Annotated in this window: 18 protein-coding genes; 2 read left to right on the forward strand and 16 right to left on the reverse strand. The window is 69.2% G+C overall.

The window, feature by feature from the left end:
- Positions 1-24 precede the first annotated feature (24 nt).
- Entirely contained in the window at positions 25-1,254 is a 1,230-nt protein-coding gene (locus tag A7V84_RS15265; RefSeq protein WP_025517064.1) for a nucleoside recognition domain-containing protein, read from the reverse strand.
- A gap of 122 nt (positions 1,255-1,376) precedes the next feature.
- On the opposite strand from A7V84_RS15265, the gene A7V84_RS15270 reads away from it, so the two are divergent.
- Positions 1,377-3,632, forward strand: a complete 2,256-nt coding sequence (locus A7V84_RS15270; RefSeq protein WP_082832924.1) for an acyl-CoA dehydrogenase — start codon at positions 1,377-1,379, stop codon at positions 3,630-3,632.
- On the opposite strand, the gene def is transcribed toward A7V84_RS15270, so the two are convergent.
- The 7 genes from def to glyQ all read right to left on the reverse strand — a co-directional run bounded on the left by def (position 3,620) and on the right by glyQ (position 9,836).
- Positions 3,620-4,153: a peptide deformylase gene (def, locus tag A7V84_RS15275; RefSeq protein ID WP_063491505.1), complete on the reverse strand. Its 534-nt coding sequence runs from the start codon at positions 4,151-4,153 to the stop codon at positions 3,620-3,622. The genes A7V84_RS15270 and def overlap by 13 nt on opposite strands.
- A gap of 8 nt (positions 4,154-4,161) precedes the next feature.
- On the reverse strand, positions 4,162-4,557 hold the full coding sequence (gene gloA, locus A7V84_RS15280) for a lactoylglutathione lyase (protein ID WP_025517059.1): 396 nt from the start codon (positions 4,555-4,557) through the stop codon (positions 4,162-4,164).
- Positions 4,558-4,666: 109 nt separating this feature from the next.
- Positions 4,667-5,530 carry a M48 family metallopeptidase gene (locus tag A7V84_RS15285; protein WP_025517057.1) on the reverse strand — a complete coding sequence of 288 codons (864 nt, stop codon included), beginning with the start codon at positions 5,528-5,530 and terminating at the stop codon, positions 4,667-4,669.
- The gene (locus A7V84_RS15290; protein ID WP_063491504.1) at positions 5,517-6,245 is read right to left on the reverse strand and encodes a lysophospholipid acyltransferase family protein; all 729 of its coding nucleotides are present in this window, start codon (positions 6,243-6,245) and stop codon (positions 5,517-5,519) included. Before A7V84_RS15290 ends, A7V84_RS15285 begins: the two co-directional genes overlap by 14 nt.
- Positions 6,246-6,248: 3 nt before the next feature.
- Complete coding sequence (gmhB, locus tag A7V84_RS15295) at positions 6,249-6,788, reverse strand: D-glycero-beta-D-manno-heptose 1,7-bisphosphate 7-phosphatase (protein WP_033535322.1); 540 nt, start codon at positions 6,786-6,788, stop codon at positions 6,249-6,251.
- A complete protein-coding gene (gene glyS, locus A7V84_RS15300; protein WP_063491503.1) occupies positions 6,785-8,923 on the reverse strand; it encodes a glycine--tRNA ligase subunit beta in 2,139 nt (712 codons plus the stop codon). The genes gmhB and glyS overlap by 4 nt, the downstream gene beginning before the upstream one ends.
- Position 8,924: 1 nt before the next feature.
- Positions 8,925-9,836 (reverse strand): glycine--tRNA ligase subunit alpha, encoded by a 912-nt coding sequence (gene glyQ, locus A7V84_RS15305; protein WP_025517049.1) that lies wholly within the window; start codon positions 9,834-9,836, stop codon positions 8,925-8,927.
- A gap of 222 nt (positions 9,837-10,058) precedes the next feature.
- Between glyQ and A7V84_RS15310 the strand changes: the two genes are divergently transcribed.
- A complete protein-coding gene (locus A7V84_RS15310; RefSeq protein ID WP_025517048.1) occupies positions 10,059-11,255 on the forward strand; it encodes an MFS transporter in 1,197 nt (398 codons plus the stop codon).
- On the opposite strand, the gene A7V84_RS15315 is transcribed toward A7V84_RS15310, so the two are convergent.
- From A7V84_RS15315 to A7V84_RS15350, 8 genes are all read right to left on the reverse strand, one after another.
- Positions 11,246-12,106: an isocitrate lyase/PEP mutase family protein gene (locus A7V84_RS15315; protein ID WP_025517046.1), complete on the reverse strand. Its 861-nt coding sequence runs from the start codon at positions 12,104-12,106 to the stop codon at positions 11,246-11,248. The genes A7V84_RS15310 and A7V84_RS15315 overlap by 10 nt on opposite strands.
- A complete protein-coding gene (locus A7V84_RS15320) occupies positions 12,091-12,624 on the reverse strand; it encodes a LeuD/DmdB family oxidoreductase small subunit (protein WP_025517044.1) in 534 nt (177 codons plus the stop codon). The genes A7V84_RS15315 and A7V84_RS15320 overlap by 16 nt, the downstream gene beginning before the upstream one ends.
- Positions 12,621-13,883: a 3-isopropylmalate dehydratase large subunit gene (locus A7V84_RS15325; RefSeq protein WP_025517042.1), complete on the reverse strand. Its 1,263-nt coding sequence runs from the start codon at positions 13,881-13,883 to the stop codon at positions 12,621-12,623. Before A7V84_RS15325 ends, A7V84_RS15320 begins: the two co-directional genes overlap by 4 nt.
- 15 nt (positions 13,884-13,898) lie before the next feature.
- A complete protein-coding gene (locus A7V84_RS15330) occupies positions 13,899-14,675 on the reverse strand; it encodes a GntR family transcriptional regulator (RefSeq protein ID WP_033535319.1) in 777 nt (258 codons plus the stop codon).
- A 20-nt stretch (positions 14,676-14,695) separates the two neighbouring features.
- Complete coding sequence (locus A7V84_RS15335; RefSeq protein ID WP_025517038.1) at positions 14,696-15,652, reverse strand: Bug family tripartite tricarboxylate transporter substrate binding protein; 957 nt, start codon at positions 15,650-15,652, stop codon at positions 14,696-14,698.
- A gap of 82 nt (positions 15,653-15,734) precedes the next feature.
- Positions 15,735-16,283, reverse strand: a complete 549-nt coding sequence (locus tag A7V84_RS15340) for a cupin domain-containing protein (RefSeq protein WP_025517037.1) — start codon at positions 16,281-16,283, stop codon at positions 15,735-15,737.
- 78 nt (positions 16,284-16,361) lie between these two features.
- Complete coding sequence (locus A7V84_RS15345; protein WP_063940014.1) at positions 16,362-17,846, reverse strand: M81 family metallopeptidase; 1,485 nt, start codon at positions 17,844-17,846, stop codon at positions 16,362-16,364.
- 13 nt (positions 17,847-17,859) lie between these two features.
- Positions 17,860-18,834 (reverse strand): Bug family tripartite tricarboxylate transporter substrate binding protein, encoded by a 975-nt coding sequence (locus A7V84_RS15350; protein WP_033535316.1) that lies wholly within the window; start codon positions 18,832-18,834, stop codon positions 17,860-17,862.
- Positions 18,835-18,910 lie beyond the last annotated feature (76 nt).

Below are 18,910 nucleotides of genomic sequence, written 5' to 3' on the forward strand. Positions count from 1 at the left end.
GGGCCGGGGCGGGCGGCCCCGGGCTCAGCCGAAAAACCAGTAGCACACGCCGATGGCGGCCAGCACGCCGGCCAGGTCGGCGGCCAGTGCGCAGCCGACCGCGTGGCGGGCGCGCAGGATGCCGACCGAACCGAAGTACACCGCCAGCACGTAGAAGGTGGTTTCGGTGCTGCCCTGCATGACGGCAGACAGCAGGGCCGGAAAGCTGTCCACGCCGAAGTGGGTCATGGTTTCCAGCATCATGGCGCGCGCGGCGCTGCCGGAAAAAGGCTTGACCAGGGCGGTGGGCAGCGCGTCCACGAAGCGGGTGTCCCAGCCGGCGCCGGCGGCCAGCCAGCGTATGCCGTCGAGCAGGAAATCGAGCGCGCCGGAGGCGCGCAGCACGCCCACTGCGCACAGCATGGCCACCAGGTAGGGCAGCAGGTCGCGCGCGATATTGAAGCCCTCTTTGGCGCCGGCGATGAACTGCTCGTAGACCGGCACCTTGCGCATGGCGCCGATCACCAGAAAGGCCACCAGCACGGCGAACAGCGTCAGGTTGCCCATCAGCGAGGAGAGCGCGCCGATGGCGCTGGCCGACATGCCTGCCAGCAGCGCCATGAAGCTGCCCATGACGAGCGCGGCGCCGCCCAGCCATGCCAGCACCACCGGATCCCACAGCCTCAGGCGCTGGCACAGGGCCACGGCCAGCAGGCCGGCCAGCGTCGAGGCGCAGGTGGCCAGCAGAATCGGCAGGAAGATCAGCGTCGGGTCGGCTGCGCCCTGCTGGGCCCGGAACATGAAGAGCGTCACCGGCAGCAGCGTCAGCGACGAGGCGTTGAGCACCAGGAACAGGATCTGCGCATTGGTGGCGGTGCCGGGATCGGGGTTCAGGCTTTGCAGCTCGCGCATGGCGCGCAGGCCGATCGGAGTGGCGGCATTGTCCAGGCCCAGGCCATTGGCGGCGAAGTTCAGTGTGATCAGGCCGATGGCCGGGTGGTTGCGCGGCACGCCGGGCATCAGGCGCGCGAACAGCGGGCCCAGCAGGCGCGCCAGCAGATCGACCAGACCGGCCGCCTCGGCGATGCGCAGAAAGCCCAGCCACAGCGTCAGGGTGCCGAACAGCAGCACCATGATCTCGACCGAGATGCGCGCCATGTCGAACAGGCTGGCGACCAGCAGGCGGAACACGTCGGGTTCGCCCATGCCCAGCCAGCGCACCAGGCCGGCGGCGGCAGCGATCACGAAAAAGGCCAGCCAGAGTTTGTTCAGCATCGATCGTAAGCAAGGGCAGGGCAGGGAAGGCATATTGTCGCAGAGACCCCCCGCGCAGGTTTGTGCGGGGGGCATCAAACTGGTAACTTGGTGCAGCACGATTTGCACCGCAGGGGGCCACCATGAGTTTCAAGTCCGCCTTCGCCGCATGGCGCCGTAAACGGATCGCCGGGCCCGCCTATCGCTGGGCGCGGGCGGCCTTGCCCGGCCTGTCGGCCACCGAGCGCGAAGCCATCGAGGCCGGTGACGTCTGGTGGGAGGGCGACCTTTTCACCGGCAACCCCGACTGGAACAAGCTGATGGCCGTGCCGGCCGCCGCGCTGACCCCGGCCGAACAGGACTTCATCGACGGGCCGCTGGCGCAGCTGTGCGGGCTGCTGGATGAGTGGGACATCGAGTGGAAGCGCCGTGATCTGCCGGCCGAGGTGTGGGCGCTCATGCGCCGCGAGCGCTTTTTCGGCATGATCATCCCGACCGAATATGGCGGCCTGGGGTTTTCTCCCTTTGCGCATTCCGAAGTGGTGCGCCGCCTGTCGGCCTATTCCATCACGGCCGGCGTGACGGTCATGGTGCCCAATTCTCTGGGGCCGGGCGAACTGCTGCTGCAGTTCGGCACGCCCGCGCAGCGCGACTTCTGGCTGCCGCGCCTGGCCGACGGACGTGAAATCCCCTGCTTCGGCCTGACCAGCCCCGAGGCAGGCTCGGATGCCGCCTCCATGACCGATGCGGGGATCGTGTGCCGTCAGGTGGTCGAGGGCGAAGAGCGCCTGGGCATCCGCCTGAACTGGCGTAAACGCTATATCACCCTGGGGCCGGTTGCCACGGTGCTGGGCCTGGCTTTCAAGCTGCGCGACCCCGATGGGCTGCTGGGTGGCGAGGAAGATATCGGCATTTCGGTGGCGCTGGTGCCCACCGATGCGCCTGGAGTGGAAATCGGCCGGCGCCACGTGCCGTCCATGCAGATGTTCCAGAACGGCCCGACCTGCGGACGCGACGTCTTCGTGCCCATCGAGGCCCTGATCGGCGGGCCGGCGCGCGCCGGCCAGGGTTGGCAGATGCTGATGAGCGCGCTGGCCTCCGGACGCGGCATTTCGCTGCCGTCGCTGTCGGCGGCTGGCGCCGTCATGAGCGCGCACACCACCGGCATGTATGCGCGCGTGCGCCAGCAGTTCGGTATCCCGGTGGGGCGCTTCGAGGGGGTGCAGGAGAAGCTGGCCAGGCTGGCGGGCCATGCCTATCTGGTGGAGGCCGCGCGTCGCCTGACCTGCGCGGCCCTCAACCAGGGGCACAAGCCGGCGGTGGCCTCGGCCATTATGAAATACCACGCCACCGAGCGCCTGCGCGTGTCGGTCAATGACGCCATGGATGTGCATGGCGGCAAGGCGGTGATCGACGGGCCGCGCAACTACCTGGGAGCGCTGTATCGGGCGCTTCCGATTGCCATCACCGTCGAGGGCGCCAACATCCTGACCCGCTGCCTGATCGTGTTCGGGCAGGGCGCCATCCGCGCCCACCCCTACCTGATGCGTGAAGTCACGGCGCTGGGCGAACACGACGAGGCGCGCGGGCGGGCCGATTTCGAACAGGCGTTCTGGCAGCACCTGCGCCATGGCGGCCTGACGCTGTTGCGCGCCTGGGGCCGGGCCTGGACGGGCGGGAGGCTGGCTCCCGCCCCGCCAGCCGGCGCGGTGAGCCGGCATTACCGCCGTCTGTCGCGTTACGCGGCAGGTTTCGCGTTGCTGGCCGACGCGGCGCTGGCGATGCTGGGCGGCTCGCTCAAGCGTCGCGAGATGCTCTCGGCGCGGTTGGGCGATGTGCTCTCGGAGCTGTATCTGCTGTCGGCCCTGCTCAAGCGCTGGGAAGACGAAGGGCGCTGCCATGCCGACCTGCCCCTGGTTGCCTGGGGCATGGAAGAAGGCTGCCTGCGCATCGAGCAGGCCATGGACCTGGTGCTGTCCAACCTGCCCAACCGGCCGGTCGCCATCGCCCTGCGCGTGGTGGTGTTGCCGATGCGCCTGGCGCGCGGGCCAGGCGATGCGCTCACGCGCGAGTGCGCGCAATTGCTGCTGCAACCATCGGCCACGCGCGACCGGCTGACGGCCGATCTCAAACGCGGGGGCGGCGACGATGCCATCGGCCGCCTGGAGGATGCGTTTGCGCGCGTCAGCGCGCTGGGCGACCTGCTGGAGCGGCTGCGTCGCGAGGGCGTCAGGGATTGGCGTCTGGCGCGGCAGGCAGGCGTGCTGAGCGAGGCGCAGGCGGCCGATCTGGCGGCGGCGGAGGCCGCCGTGGCCGAGGTCATCGAGGTCGACGATTTCGCGCCCGAAGACCTGACCGGACAGCCCCGGCCGGCTGCCTGGCAGGATCAATCGTCCTGATTGGGATCGAGCTCCGGGAACAGCACCTCGGTGTAGCCGAACTGACTGAAGTCGCGGATGCGCGAAGGATAGAGGCGGCCGATCAGATGGTCGCACTCGTGCTGCACCACCCGCGCATGGAAGCCCTCGGCTTCGCGGTCGATGATCTGGCCGTCAGGGTCCGTGCCCTGGTAGCGGATATGGCGGTAGCGGGGCACCAGCCCGCGCAGGCCCGGCACCGACAGACAGCCTTCCCAGCCGTCTTCCATTTCGTCGGACAGCGGGGTGATGACCGGGTTGCACAGCACGGTCTGCGGCACCGCGGGCGCGTCCGGGTAGCGCGGGTTGCGCTCGAAGCCGAAGATCACCAGCTGCAGGTCCACGCCGATCTGGGGAGCGGCCAGGCCTACGCCGTTGGCGTGGGCCATGGTCTCGAACATGTCCTCGATCAGTGCGCGCAGCGCGTGGCTGCCGAAGTCGCGGACTTCAGCAGCCACGCGCAGCAGGCGGGGATCTCCCATTTTCAGGATGGGATGGATCATGGCCGGGATCAGTCGACGCGGTTCTTGTTCTGGATCAGTTCGATCTTGTAGCCGTCCGGATCTTCCACGAAGGCGATCACGGTGGTGCTGTGCTTCATGGGGCCGGCTTCGCGCGTGACCTTGCCGCCCAGCGCCTTGATCTTGTCACAGGCCTCGTAGGCGTTGTCGACTTCGATGGCGATGTGGCCGTAACCGGTGCCCAGCTCGTAGCTGTCGGTATCCCAGTTGTGGGTCAGTTCGATGGCGGCGCCGTCGATTTCGTCCTGATAGCCCACGAAGGCCAGCGTGAAACGGCCTTCCGGATAGTCTTTCTGGCGCAGCAGGCGCATGCCCAGGACCTTGGTGTAGAAGTCCAGCGACTTCTGGAGATCGCCGACGCGCAGCATGGTGTGGAGGAGACGCATTTGGATTCCTTAGCGAGATACGCCAGGATCTTCTGAATCCTGGCCTAGCCCCACATCGTAACAAACGCGGCGGGCAGAGCGGGCCGGCCCGTCGCTCGGCGGCAGGGGATCAGAACTTGGGCAGCAGCGCCGGGTCGTGGCGCTTGAGGCGTTGCTTGGCGGCTTCGAAGCCGGGCAGGATGTTGCCGACTTCGGCCCAGAAGTCCTGGCTGTGGTTCATCTCGCGCAGATGGGCCAGTTCGTGGGCGATGACGTAGTCGATGATGTCGTGGCTGAAGTGGATCAGGCGCCAGTTGAGCATGATGTTGCCGTCGCTGGTGCAGGAGCCCCAGCGCGTGGCGGCCGATGACAGGCGCCAGCGCTTGATGCTCAGGCCGGTGCGCGCCAGGAAGTGCGCCAGCCGCTGGCCGAACAGCACCCCGGCGCGTTGCTGGAGCCAGGCCTGGGCGGCGTCGCGGATGCGGGCGCTGTCGGCCGTGGCCGGCAAGGGCAGCCAGAGCGTGGCGCCGTCGGCGGGCTGGTCTGCGTCGCCGTCCAGCTGGGCCTGCCGGCCATCGGCGGCCAGCCCGATGACGATGCGCCGGCCCAGGTAGGGCAGCTCGCCGCCGGCCTGCCAGCGGGTCTGGGACATGGCCAGCTGTTCGCGGCGTTGCTGCCAGTCGCGCAGCTTGGCGAGGATCCAGCGTGACTTTTCGCGTACTGCGTCGTCGATCTGGGTCAGGGTGGCCCAGGCCGGGGCGGTGACCCGCAGGCCGTCATCGGCCACCACGAAGCCGATGCTGCGCCGGCGCGAACGTTGCAGCACGAAGCCGATGCTCTGCTGTTCGGTCTGTACCTCGCGCCAGCGCGCGCCGGCCGGCAGCGTTGCCGGCCGCGGCGTGGCGATGCCGGTGCTGGCGATGCCCGTGACAGCGGGCGGCGCGGCAGGGCTTGCGGGGCTGAACAGCAGCTCCAGCTGATCAGTGCTGGTCATACCTTTCGGGATTCAGTTGCCGCATCTCGGCGTCGATCCAGGCCTGCACCTTGGCGTTGAGCTGGTCGGCCGTCAGGCCCTCGGAGGGGATGGCCGGGCCGAAGGAGACCGTGACCATGCCTGGCCGCTTCACGAAGGCATTGCGCGGCCAGCATTCGCCGGCGTTCAAGGCCACCGGCACCACGGCCGCGCCGGTACGCACCGCCAGCAGCGCGCCGCCCATCTTGAAGCGGCCCGTCTGGCCGGGAGGCACGCGCGTGCCTTCCGGGAACAGCAGCGGCCAGCGGCCGTCGTCCAGGCAGGCCTGGCCGCCGCGCACCACCTGGTCGAAGGCGTCGCGGCCCTTGGCGCGGTCGATCGGGATCATGCGCAACAGCGCCAGGCCCCAGCCGAAGAAAGGCACCCAGTGAAGCGATTTCTTGTAGACGAAGCACACCGGCCGCGGCATGTGGGCCGGGAAGAACAGCGTTTCCCAGGCCGACTGGTGCTTGGACAGCAGCACGATGGGGCCGTCGGGCAGGTTGTTCCAGCCCTTGACCTGCCAGCGTATGCCGCAGAACACCCTGGCGCCCCAGATGGCCAGCCGTGGCCAGCCGACAGTCAGGCGATAGCGCAGGCGCAGCGGCAGCGGCGCCCAGATCAGGCAGGCAAAGGCGTAGGGGATGACCGTGATGATCAGAAACAGCTGGTAGAGCACGGAACGGAGCCAGGCCATGCGTTATTCGTCCTGCAGAAGAAGATCGACCATCTCGGCCAGGTCGGCGCAGATGCGGGTATTGGCGGGCAGGCCGCCCCTGGCGCGGGTTTTTTCGCCATTGCCGGTGAGTACCAGCCAGGGCGTGCAGCCGGCCTGGGCGCTGGCCTGCAGGTCACGCAGCGAATCGCCCACGGCCGGCACGCCGGCCAGGCTGATGTCATAGCGGCGTGCGATGTCGTGCATCATGCCGGGCAAGGGCTTGCGGCAGACGCAGCCATCGTCCGGGCCGTGCGGGCACAGGAAGATGGCGTCGACGTCGCCGCCCAGCGCCGCCACCTCGCGGTGCAGCTTGGCGTGGATGGCGTTCAGGGTATTCATGTCGAACAGCCCGCGCGCCAGGCCCGACTGGTTGGTGGCGATGGCCACCGTCCAGCCCGACTGGCTCAGGCGCGCGATGGCCTCCAGGCTGCCTGGCAGCGCCACCCATTCTTCGGGTGATTTCACGAAGGCATCGCTGTCGCGATTGATGACCCCGTCGCGGTCCAGGATGATGAGCTTCACTGTGCCAGCCTGGAGATGTCGGCGACCTGGTTCATCAGGCCGTGCAGCTGGCTCAGCAGGGCCAGCCGGTTGGCGCGCACGCGGGCATCGTCGGCCATCACCATGACGTCGGCGAAGAAGGCGTCGACCGCCGAGCGGGCCTGGGCGAGGGTGCGCAGGTTGCCGGCGAAATCGCCCGCCGCCAGGCAGGCCTCGGCCTGCGGGCGCAGGGCGTCGATGGCGGCCGCCAGCGCCTGCTCGGCCGGCTCGGCCAGCAGCGCGGCGTCGATGTCGCCGATGTCGCCCTCGGCCTTCTTGAGCAGGTTGCCGATGCGCTTGTTGGCCGCAGCCAGGCTTTCGGCCTCGGGCAACTGGCCAAAGGCGGTGACCGCGCGCACGCGCTCGGCCACCTGGTGCAGCGGCGGGGCCAGCGCGATGACGGCGTCCACGGCGTGGCGGTCGTGTTCGACGATCAGCTGGTTGCGATAGCGCTCATAGATGAAGGCGCGGACCTCGGCGCGCGTGTCGGTGGGCACCTTGCCGGCCGGGAAGCTGGCCTCGGCCAGTTGCAGCAGACCGTCGAGCGACAGCGGGCCGTCGGCGCTGATCTTGAGCCAGCCGCCGGCGGCCAGCTGTTCGAAGGCGCTGATCACGCCCAGCGCCGCGCGGCGCAGTCCGAAGGGGTCGCGCTCGCCGGTGGGCGCCAGGCCGATGGCCCAGATGCCCAGCAGGGTTTCGGCGCGCTCGGCCAGGAACAGCACGGCGGCGGTCAGGGTTTCAGGCTGCACCGGGCGGTCGCAGCGGTTGCGGTACTGGCTGCGCAGGGCCTCGACCACATCGGCCGGCTCGCCGTCGCCGGCGGCATAGTAGGCGCCCATGATGCCTTGCAGTTCGGGGAACTCGCCCACCATGTTCGAACCGAGGTCGGCCTTGGCCAGCAGGGCGGCACGGTCGCAGGACGACACGTTCGCGCCCAGCGCCTCGGCCACGCCGCGCGCGATCGCGCGCACGCGCTCGACGCGTTCGAGCTGGGTGCCCAGTTTGTTGTGATAGACGATGCTGCCCAGTTGCTCGACGCGGGCGGCCAGCGGCACCTTGCGGTCGGTCTCGAAGAAGAACTGCGCATCGGCCAGGCGCGGACGCACGACGCGCTGGTTGCCTTCGATGATGTTGGCCGGGTTGCCGGTATGCATGTTGCTCACGATCAGGAAGCGATGCGTGAGCTTGCCGGTGGCCGGGTCGAACAGCGGGAAGTACTTCTGGTTCAGGCGCATGGTGAGGATCAGGCATTCCTGCGGCACTTGCAGGAAGGTTTCCTCGAACTGGCCCACGTAGACGGTGGGGTGCTCGACCAGGGCGGTGACTTCATCGAGCAGCGCGGTGACTTCCGGGTCGTCGCCCAGCGTGGCCGACAGGCGGTTGGCCTCGGCCTGCAGCTGGCGTTCGATCTCGGCGCGGCGCGCCTCGAAGGAGGCGATCACGTGGCCGGATTCGGCCAGAATGGCTTCATAGGCATCGGCCTGGGGGATGACCAGTTCGCCTTCGCTCATGAAACGGTGGCCCAGGGTATTGCGTCCGGCGCTCAGGCCGAGCGCGCTCACCGGCACGATGTCGGCGCCGAACAGCGCCACCAGCCGATGGGCCGGGCGCACGAACTTGACCGAGGTCTGGCCGTCGGCCAGCTGGTAGCGCATGACCTTGGGGATGGGCAGGCCGTCGATGGCTTTCTCGAGCGCATCCTGCAGGCCCTCGGCCAGCTGCGCGCCGGTGGCGGTGCCGCGGGCGATCAGGTAATCCTGCTTGCCGTCGGACTCGCGTTCCAGCGTGGCCGGGTCGAGGTGCTCCAGGCCCTTGGCCGCCAGCTTCTTGAGCAGCGCCGGGGTGGCCTGGCCGTTTTCGGTCAGGCCGATCTTGGCCGGCATGAGCTTCTCGGTGAAGGGCTGGTCGGGCGCCTGGGCGCGCACCGCCGACAGGCGCACCGCCAGGCGGCGCGGGGTCGCGTAGGCCGTGCTCTGGCAGTCCTCGGCCAACAGGCCCTGGCGTTCCAGGTTGGCGCGCACGCCTTCGGCGAAAGCCTGGCCGAGCCGGTTCAGCGCCTTGGGCGGCAGTTCTTCGGTCAGCAGTTCAACCAGCAGGGGATGGATAGTGGTGGTCATGTCAGGCAGCCTCCCCGGCAGCGGCGTTGCCGCCCAGCATGGGAAAGCCCAATCGTTCACGGGAGTCGTAGTAGGCCTGCGCAACGGCGCGCGACAGGTTGCGGATGCGGCCGATGTAGGCGGCGCGCTCGGTGACGCTGATGGCGCCCCGGGCATCCAGCATGTTGAAGGTGTGGGCGGCTTTCAGGGCGGCCTCGTAGGCCGGCAGGGCCAGCGGCACGTCCATCAGGCGCTTGGCCTCGGCTTCATAGTCGTTGAAGTGCGCGAACAGCATGTCGGCCGAGGCATGCTCGAAGTTGTAGGTGGATTGCTCCACCTCGTTCTGGTGGAACACGTCGCGGTACAGCACGCGGCGGCCATTGGCGCCTTCGGTCCAGACCAGGTCATAGACGCTTTCGACGTCCTGCAGGTACATCGCCAGGCGCTCCAGGCCGTAGGTGATCTCGCCCGTGGCCGGCGTGCAGTCCAGGCCGCCGACTTGCTGGAAGTAGGTGAACTGGGTCACTTCCATGCCGTTGAGCCAGACTTCCCAGCCCAGGCCCCAGGCGCCCAGCGTGGGGTTTTCCCAGTCGTCTTCGACGAAGCGGATGTCGTGCTGGGTGGGGTCGATGCCCAGCGCCTTGAGCGAGCCGATGTACAGGTCCAGGATTTCGGGCGGCGCCGGCTTGAGCACCACCTGGTACTGGTAGTAGTGCTGCAGGCGGTTGGGGTTTTCGCCATAGCGCCCGTCCTTGGGACGGCGCGACGGCTGGACATAGGCGGCGCGCCACGGCTCCGGGCCGATGGCGCGCAGGAACGTCGCCGTATGCGAGGTGCCGGCGCCCACTTCCATGTCATAGGGTTGCAGCAGCGCGCAACCTTGTTTGTCCCAGTAGTCCTGAAGCGTGAGGATGATTTGCTGAAAGGTGAGCATAGAGGTTGGAAGTTGGGGCGCGTTGGGTGCGCCGCCCGCCTGCGTGGAAAACCCGCCATTTTAACTGGCCTTGCCCGGGCTGGCTGGCAAAAGGCGTTTTTGGCCTGTGCCCGGCCTTCCAGGGCGCTGTCAGGGCCCGCTGGCTAGAATAGGGGCCGTGCCCGCGTTTGCGGGGCCATTCGCCCGCTTGCGGGCATTTTCCGCTGTTCCGCTCCGCCCATCGTGCCCGACCCCGCCACTTCCTTTCGCCTGCGCGATATTGCCGTTCCCGCCTTCGGACCCTCTCTGCTCTACGGGGTGAGCAATGGCGCCATCCTGCCGGTGATCGCCCTGAGCGCGCGCGAGCTGGGCGCCTCGATGGCGGCCTCCGGCCTGATCGTGGCGCTGGTGGGCATCGGTTCGCTCGTGAGCAATATTCCGGCGGCGCTGTTCACCGCGCGCCACGGCGAGCGCCGCTCCATGGTGGCGGCGGCCTTGTTCAGCGCCCTGGCCATGCTGTTGTGCATTTTCGCCAGTTCGATCTGGATGCTGGGCGCGGGCGTCTTCATGGTGGGAGTGGCGTCGTCGGTATTTCTGCTGGCGCGCCAGGGCTACATGATCGACGCGGTGCCGGTGGGCATGCGTGCCCGGGCGCTGTCCACGCTGGCCGGCACCATGCGGATCGGCGTGTTCGCGGGGCCGTTCGCCGGCGCGGCCCTGATTCATCTGATGGACCTCCAGGGGGCGTACTGGGTCGCCCTGGCGGCGGTGCTGGGGGCTGGTGTGATCGCCGCACTGGCGCCCGACATGAAGGCGCCGCCCGTCGAGGGCGAGGCGCCGCGGGCGCGCCCGCGCATTCCCGAGATTTTCCGCGCCCATCGCCAGGTCTACCTGACCCTCGGCCTGGGCATCCTGCTGGTGAGCGCGGTGCGCGCCTCGCGCCAGGTGGTCATCCCCCTGTGGGCCGATCACCTGGGTATCGATGCGGCTGCGACCTCGCTGATCTACGGCCTGGTGGCGGCGGTGGACATGTCGGTGTTCTATCCCGCCGGCGTCCTGATGGACCGGCGTGGCCGCCGCGCGGTGGCGCTGCCGTCGTCGCTGCTGATGGGCCTGGCGCTCATCGGGATTGCGCTGTCGGGCGGCACGGCCAGCTTCGTCATCGTGGCGATGCTGCTGGGCCTGGGCAATGGCATCAGCTCCGGCATCGTGATGACGCTGGGCGCGGATGCTGCGCCCGCGCATGGGCGCACCGAGTTTCTCGGGCTCTGGCGTTTCATGGCGGATCTGGGCAGCAGTTTCGGCCCGGTATTGCTCTCGGGCCTGACGGCGCTGGTGTCGCTGGCCGCCGGCGTGGCAGCTATGGGCGGCCTGGGCCTGGCGGCCGCTGCGGTGTTCTGGCACCGTCTGCCGCGTGGCGCCGGCGGCCCTCAGCGGTAGCGTTCGGCCCGGGCCAGCAGTTCGGGCGTGCCGATCACGGCATTGAGCTGATCGAAGTCCAGCATGTGCTCGCGCCAGGCGGCGGTGCTGCCCTGACGTTGCAGATTGCCATAGTAGGCCTGCAGGGTATGGGCCACGGCGCGCGCGGTGCCGCCGGGAAAGATCACAAGCTGGAAACCGCGCTTGGCCAGGGCCTGGGCGCTTTCGACTGGTGTCTGGCCGCCTTCGACCATGTTGGCCAGCAGGGGCGTGCGCCGGGCGAAGCGGCTGCAGGCGGCATCCATCTGGGCCGGCGAGCGCAGCGCCTCGATGAACAGGGCATCCACGCCGCATTCGAGATAGCGCTCGGCGCGCTCGAAGGCCGCCTCCAGCCCTTCCACGGCGACCGCGTCGGTGCGCGCCAGGATCAGGGTATCGGCCTGTTCGCGCGCGTCCAGCGCGGCGCGCAGCTTGCCGCACATCTCCTGAACGGACACCAGCGATTTGCCGGCCAGGTGGCCGCAGCGCTTGGGGAAGTCCTGGTCTTCGAGCTGGATCATGGCGGCGCCGGCGCGTTCCAGGCCGCGCACGGTGCGCTGCACGTTCAGGGCGTTGCCGAACCCGGTGTCGGCGTCGACGATCACCGGGCAGCGCACCCGCTCGGTGATGCGCGCCAGCACCGACTCGACCTCGCTGTAGGTGGTCAGGCCGACGTCGGAGCGCCCCAGCCGGGTATAGGCGATCGAGGCGCCGGAAAGATAGAGCGCATCGAAGCCGGCCTGCTCGGCGATCAGGGCCGAGAGCGCGTCGTAGACGCCCGGGGCGAGTACGGTCTGGCCGGCTTGCAGGCGGTGCTTCAGGGTGTCGGGCATGGGGCGGCGTCAAGGGGGTGGCGGGGGAGGCTGCCGTCGGCGAGCCGGCGCTTGAGCTGCATCAGCAGCCCGCCGGCCTGCACCATGTCGAGCAGGAAATCGGGCAGAGGTTCGCAGTCCAGGGCGCTGCCGTCGGCGCGCAGCACGCGCTGGCCGGGCAGGTCGATGCCGACGGCTTCGCCATCCTCGATCTCTCCGGCGCGCGGACAGGTCAACAGCAGCAGGCCGAGATTGAAGGCATTGCGAAAGTACAGACCGCTGTAGCTGGGGGCGATCACCGCCTTCAGGCCCAGGTGGACCAGGGCGGCGGCGGCCTGCTCACGCGAAGAGCCGATGCCGAAGTTGCGTCCGGCCACCAGCACGTCGCCGGGCTGCACGCCCGCGGCAAAGTCCGGCCTGACGCCCTCCAGGCAATGGCGTGCGATTTCGTCGAGACCGAATTTCATATAGGCGCCGGGGGCGAGCTGGTCGGTGTCGACGTCATCGCCGATGCGCCAGGCTTTGTGGCGGACGATCATGAGAGCACCTTGCGGGGGTCGGCGATGCGCCCGGCCAGGGCCGAGGCCGCCACGGTGTAGGGGGAGGCCAGGTAGACCTGGGCGTCGGCCGAGCCCATGCGGCCCTTGAAGTTGCGCGCCGTGGTGGCGATCACGGTGGCGCCGGCCGGAATCGAGCCGCCATAGCCGGAACAGGCGCCGCAGCTGGTGGGCAGCAGGCTGGCGCCGGCGGCCAGCAGGTCGTCCAGCACGCCCTCGGCTTGGGCCGCCGCCTGCTCGCGCTGGCTGGCCGGCGCGACCAGCAGGCGCACTTGCGGGGCGATCCGGCGGCCGCGCAGCACTTCGGCGGCGGCGCGCAGGTCGTCGAGCTTGGCGCCGGTGCAGGCGCCGATATAGGCGATCTGTACCGGCGTGTCGGGGTAGGCGTCCACCGCAGCGGCGTTGGCCGGGCTATGCGGCGCGGCGACCTGCGGGGCGAGCGTGCCGGCGTCGAACTCGTGCCATTGCGCGGACGCCTGGGCATCCGAGCGCCAATGGCCGATGTCGCCGGCCGGCGCGCCGACCTCCTGCAGGTAGGCCTGGGTGACGGCGTCGGGGGCGATCAGGCCGGCCTGCGCACCCAGCTCGGCCGAGAGATTGGACAGCGTCATGCGCTCGCGCATGGACAGCGCGCTGACGGCCTCACCGCAGAATTCCACGGCCTGGTAGCGACCGCCATTCATGCCGTAGCGGCCGATCAGGTAGAGCATCATGTCCTTGGCCATCACGCCGGGCGCCAGGCGTCCATGCCAGCACATCATCAGCGTTTCGGGCACGCGCATCCAGATTTCGCCGCTGGTCACCACGCCCAGCATCTCGGTGCTGCCCACGCCGAACATGTAGGCGCCGAAGGCCCCGCCCGTGGGCGAGTGGGAATCGCCGCCGACGCAGAACATGCCGGGGCGCAGGTGGCCGTGCTCGGGCAGCACCACGTGGCAGATGCCAACGGAATCGTAGACGTGGGGCAGCCGCTGCTCGCGCGCCCAGTCGCGCGCGATGCGCACGATGCGGCGTGACTCGTCGTCGGCCTCCGGCACGTAGTGATCCATCACCAGGACCACTTTTGAACGGTCCCACAGACCGGTGCCCAGCTCCTGGAGCATGGGCTGCAGGCGGCGCGGGCCGCTGGAATCATGGAACATGGCGAGATCGACCTTGCAGGTGACGATCTCGCCGGGATGCACGGCATCGCGGCCGGCCGCGGCTGCGAGCAGTTTCTGGGCGAGGGTCTGGGCAGTCATGAAGGGCGCGTCAAATCAGGGGGAGGCGGTGCCGGCCGGCAGCCAGGCCGGCTGGCCGGGCGTGTCGTGGGCCTGCATGTCCATGCGGTATTCGTAGCGGTCGGGGCGATACAGGGCATGCAGCCACTCCACCGGATGGTCGTCGGCGTCGCGCACCAGGCGATGCAGGCTCAGCAGGGCCGAGCCGACCGGCACGTCCAGCGCGGCGGCCGCCTGCGGTTCGGCCAGCACGGCGGAGATCGACTGTTCGGCGCGTGCGACCTGCACGCCCAGGTCACGGAAGATCGCCAGCAGCGGCTTGCCGACCAGATCGTCACGCGTGATGCGCCGGGCGATGGCCTGCGGCACATAGGTGGTCAGGTAAGAGAAGGGCAGACCCTGGTGGCTGCGCACGCGCACGGCGCGCTGCACCTGTGCTGCGGCCGGCAGTTCCAGTTGCGCGGCCACCTGCGGCGGCGCGGCCAGCGTCTCCAGCGCCAGCAGGGTGACCTGTGTCTGCATGCCCATGCGCGCCAGATGCGTCAGAAGAGTGTCGATATCCGTGCTCTGCTGCGGCGCCGAAAGCACGGCCTGCCCGGCGGCGAAGGTGCCGCGCCCCTGGCGACGCTCGATCAGGCCTTCGGCTTCGAGGGCTTCGAGCGAGCGCCGTATCGTCAGGCGCGAGACGCCGTATTCGGCAGCCAGGGCGTTTTCGCCCGGCAGCGCGGCCAGCGGCGCGAAGCCGCCAGCCTGCAGGCGCTGTTTCAGCAACAGGTAGACCTTGTGATAGAGGGGTAGCGGGCTATCGGCCACGGGGACTCCGGGTAGGGGGTTCAATCGACCGTGGCGCCGGTGTGCTTGACGATTTCGGCGTAGCGGTCGATATCCTGGCGCACGAACTCGCCCAGTTCCTCGGGGCTGCTGCTGACGGCGCTGGCGGCTTCATTTTCCAGCAGCTTGCGGAACTCGGGCGTGGCCACGGCCTTGCGCGCCGCGGCGTTGAGCGTCTGCAGCGTCTGCGGCGGCAGGCCGGCCGGGCCGAAGAGGGCGAACCAGGCATTGGATTCGAAACCTTCGATGGTATCGCCGATGGGCAGTACGCCGGGGAACTGCGGCAGCATCTTGGGGCTGCTCACGCCCAGGGCCTTGAGCGAGCCGCTCTTGATGTGCGGCATGGCGTTGAGCGAGCTGGCCATCATCATGTCGACCTGGCCGCCAAGCAGATCGGCGATGGCGGGCGAGGTGCCTTTGTAGGGAACGTTCAGGATGTCCAGGTCGGCCAGCATCTTCATGCGTTCGCCGGCCAGATGCAACGAGGAGCCGACCGCGCCCAGCGCCATGGTGTACTTGCCGGGGTGCGCCCTGACCGTTTCCAGCAACTGGGGGATGTCATTGGCCGGGAAGTCCTTGCGCGCCACCAGCACGCTGGGCACGGTGGCCAGCATGCTGACCGGCGTGAAGTCGCGCACCGGATCGAAGGGCAGCTTGCGATAGAGCGAAGCATTGATGGAGAAGCCGGTGAAGGTCACCAGCAGCGTGTTGCCATCGGGCTTGCTCTTGGCGACCTGGTCGGCCGCGATGTTGCCGCCGGCGCCGGGCTTGTTCTCGACCAGCACGGTGCGCTGCAGATCCTTGGCCATGTGTTGGGCGATGCTGCGCGCCACGGTATCCGTGGTGCCCCCCGGCGGCGCGCCAACCACCAGCCTGATCACATCGCTTTGCCCCCAGGCCGGGGTCAGGGCCGTTGCGCCCATCAGGGTCCCGGCGGCCAGCCAGTGTGCCATCTTCATGTCTCGCTCCTGTTATGTTGTATTGATGTTAATACAAGTGTACGGGAGAGACGGCCCCGACGGCAAGCGTCACGGCCAGGGTTCAGTAGGTGGGCGGGGTGACGGCGCTGACGATTTCGCTCGGGCCATCGTGGGCATTGCGAAAGCGATGCGGCACGCGGCTGTCGAAGTAATACGCCTCGCCGGCCTGCAGCACGCGGATCTTGTCGCCCACGGTCACCTCGACCGCCCCTTGCGTGACCAGACCGGCCTCCTGGGCGTTGTGGCTGAACAGTTCGCCGGTATCGGCGCCCGGCGCATAGTGCTCGCGCATCATCAGCATGGCGCGGTTGGCGTAGCGGCTGCCGATCATGCGGTAGGAGATGGCATTGGCATTGCCGATCTCGGGCAGCTCGTCCGGCCCGTAGAACGGAGACTCCGCCACCAGCAGGCGGCTGTTGGAAAAGAAGCCGACGATGGTGCTGCCCAGCGCGTCGAGGACGGCGGCCAGGGTGTCCAGCGACGGGCTGATCTTGTCGCGTTCGATCAGGGAAATGGAGGCGTGCGAGACGCCGGATCTGGCGGCGACTTCGCGGATGCCCAGGCCGCGTCGCCGTCTGAGTTCACGCAGGTCCGCACCGATTCTTGGCATGGTGGCTTGCTCCCGTACCAGGTTGGTCTGCCGCCGGCTGGCGGCAACCGGGGCAGGATACCGCAAGCCGGCGCCGATTCATGGCCGCGCCAGCGCGACGGCGCGGGCGTGGTAGTCGGGTTGATCCAGCGGGTAGAGCGGGCGGGCGCGCTCGAACGGCAGGCGTTGCGGGGGGTAGCCGGTCAGGCCGGGCGTTTCCGCGCAGTCGCAGGCGCCCAGCGTGTCGAAGGCCAGCTTGAAGTGGTAGCCGGATTTGGCCACGATCAGCTGGCAGGCGGTCAGATCGATGCCGGCATCCAGATAGCAGCCGGGATCCTGCGACATGACGGCGTCCTGGGTGATGAGCAGGTCAAAGCGCGGGTGGCTCAGCACGGCATGCGGGCCCAGGCGCAGCGTGGCGCCGCGCATGAAAGTGCCGCGGTTGCGAAAGACGCCGTCGCCCAGGGCCTTGACCCGGCCGTTGAGGGTCAGGGGGGCGCAGTCCGGGCTGTAGGCGCCGCCCGCGGTCAGGGTCAGCTCGGCCTGCAGGCCGGCGCGCTGGCAGGCGGCCAGCGCCTGCGGATCGCTGACGATGGCTGCGATGCGCCGCTGGCTGCCTGCCAGCGCGCGCTCCAGTACGTGCAGGCTGTCGCCCGGGCCGCCGGCCAGCACGCGGTCGCCAAAGTCGCCCAGCGTCAGGCAGGCGCTGTCGCGATGGCGCGCCAGCAACTGATCGACATCGGGCAAGGCATGCACAAAGGCGTCGCGCTCGTCCCAGAGCGCGCGGGCCAGACTCAGCGCCAGCTGGCGGGCGCGGTCCGCGGCTTCGCCCAGGCCGTAGGCCAGGACGGTCTGCCCCACGCCGACGCCATCGATGAAGGGATTGACGTTGAAGATCGAGACATCGAGCAGGCCGGGGTCGGCTTCAACGGCCTGGCGGGCCTGCGCATGCAGGCGGGCCAGCGGGCCGCGGGCGGTTTCGTCATTGCCGCGCGTGAGCATCGGCACGTGCACGCAGAAGCCTTGCGGCCGGGGCCCGCCGCGCAATTGGCGCAGCAGTTCCTGCGCCACGCGCTGGCCGGTTGCGGCGGCGTCGGCATGGGGGTTGGTTTTGTAGGCCGAGGCAAAGTCCAGTTGCGAGAGCATCGGCGCAATCGCGTGGGCGTGCAGGTCGAAGCCCGCCACGATGGGCATCCCGGGACCCACCAGCGCGCGCAGCGCTGTCAGCAGTTCGGCCTCGGCGCTGTCGAGGGATTCCGTCTGCATGCAACCGTGCAGGCATAGCGCGATGGCGTCAAAGCCCCCCTGCGCTGCGCGCGCCAGCAGCGGCGCGCGCAGCGCCTCGTAGGCACTGTCTTCGACCCGCCCGCCCGGGCGGGCCCGGGCCGCCAGGGTCGGCACGGCCTCGCAGCCTTCTTCTTGCAGCGTGCGCAGGATGCCGCCCAACACCGAATCGGCGGCGGCATTGGCCTGCAGCATGGCCTGGCCGCGCTCGATCTCGAAGGCATCCAGCGGGGTGAGGACAGGCGTGAAGCCGTGGGTTTCCTGGAACAGCTGGCCGACCAGCACACGGTAGGCGGGCATGGGGGGGCTCCTTTCAGTTCAGCGTGATGCCGGCACGTTGCGCGGTCGCGCGCTGCTTGTCGATTTCGGCCCGCAGTTCGGCGGCAAAGACGTCCGGTCGATTGCCCACGGGCACGGCGGAAAACCCGGCCAGTTTGTCACGCACCTGCGGCATTTGCAGCACCTGCGCCACGGCCTGCTGGACGCGGTCGATGATTTCCGGCGGGGTGTGCGCCGGCGCGACCAGGCCGAACCACGAGGCGTCGTTGACTTCCGGGATGCCGGCCTCGGCGAAGGTCGGCACGTCCGGCAGGGCCTCGAGGCGGGTGGGATAGGCCACGGCCAGCGCCTTGAGGTCGCCGTTGCGGATGAAGGGCAGCGATGACGGCAGGTTGTCGAATACGGCGGCAATCTGTCCGCCCAGCGCGTCCTGCAGCGCGGGGCTGGAACCGCGATACGGCACGTGCATCATCTGCGTGCCGGTGCTGAGCTTGAAGAGTTCGCCCATCATGTTGGCCTCCGAACCGGCGCCGGCCGAACCGTAGGTATAGGTGTTGGGCTTGTCCTTGAGCAGCGCCACGAAGCTGGCGAGATCTTGCGCCGGCACCGAGGGCCCGATGGTCAGCACATTGGGCACCGACGCCAGCCGCGTGATCGGCGCGAGGTCGCGCACGGGGTCGTAGCTGATGCCGCTGTACACCACGGGGGTGACGGCGTGCGAACTGACGGTGGCGATGCCCAGGGTGTAGCCGTCCGGGTCGGCGCGAATGACGAACTCGCTGCCGATGCGGCCGGCCGCGCCGTTGCGGTTCTCGACCACGACGGTCTGGCCCAGCTGCTTGGCCAGCGGTTCGGCCAGCGTGCGCGCCAGCACGTCGGTGGTGCCGCCCGGCGGGAAGGGCACGATCAGCCGGATCGGCCGGTTGGGCCAGGGATCGGCCGCCAGCGCGGGCGCGCTCAGCAGGCAGCCGGCAAGCAGGGCGGCCAGGCCGCGGGTGATGGTTGTCATGTCTTGTCCCCTTGTGTGGTTATCGTGGTGGCGCCCGGCAGGCCCGCCGCAAGCGGCGGGCCTGCCGGATGTGGGC

This window comes from Bordetella trematum, from assembly GCF_900078335.1.
Lineage (GTDB): Bacteria > Pseudomonadota > Gammaproteobacteria > Burkholderiales > Burkholderiaceae_B > Bordetella > Bordetella trematum.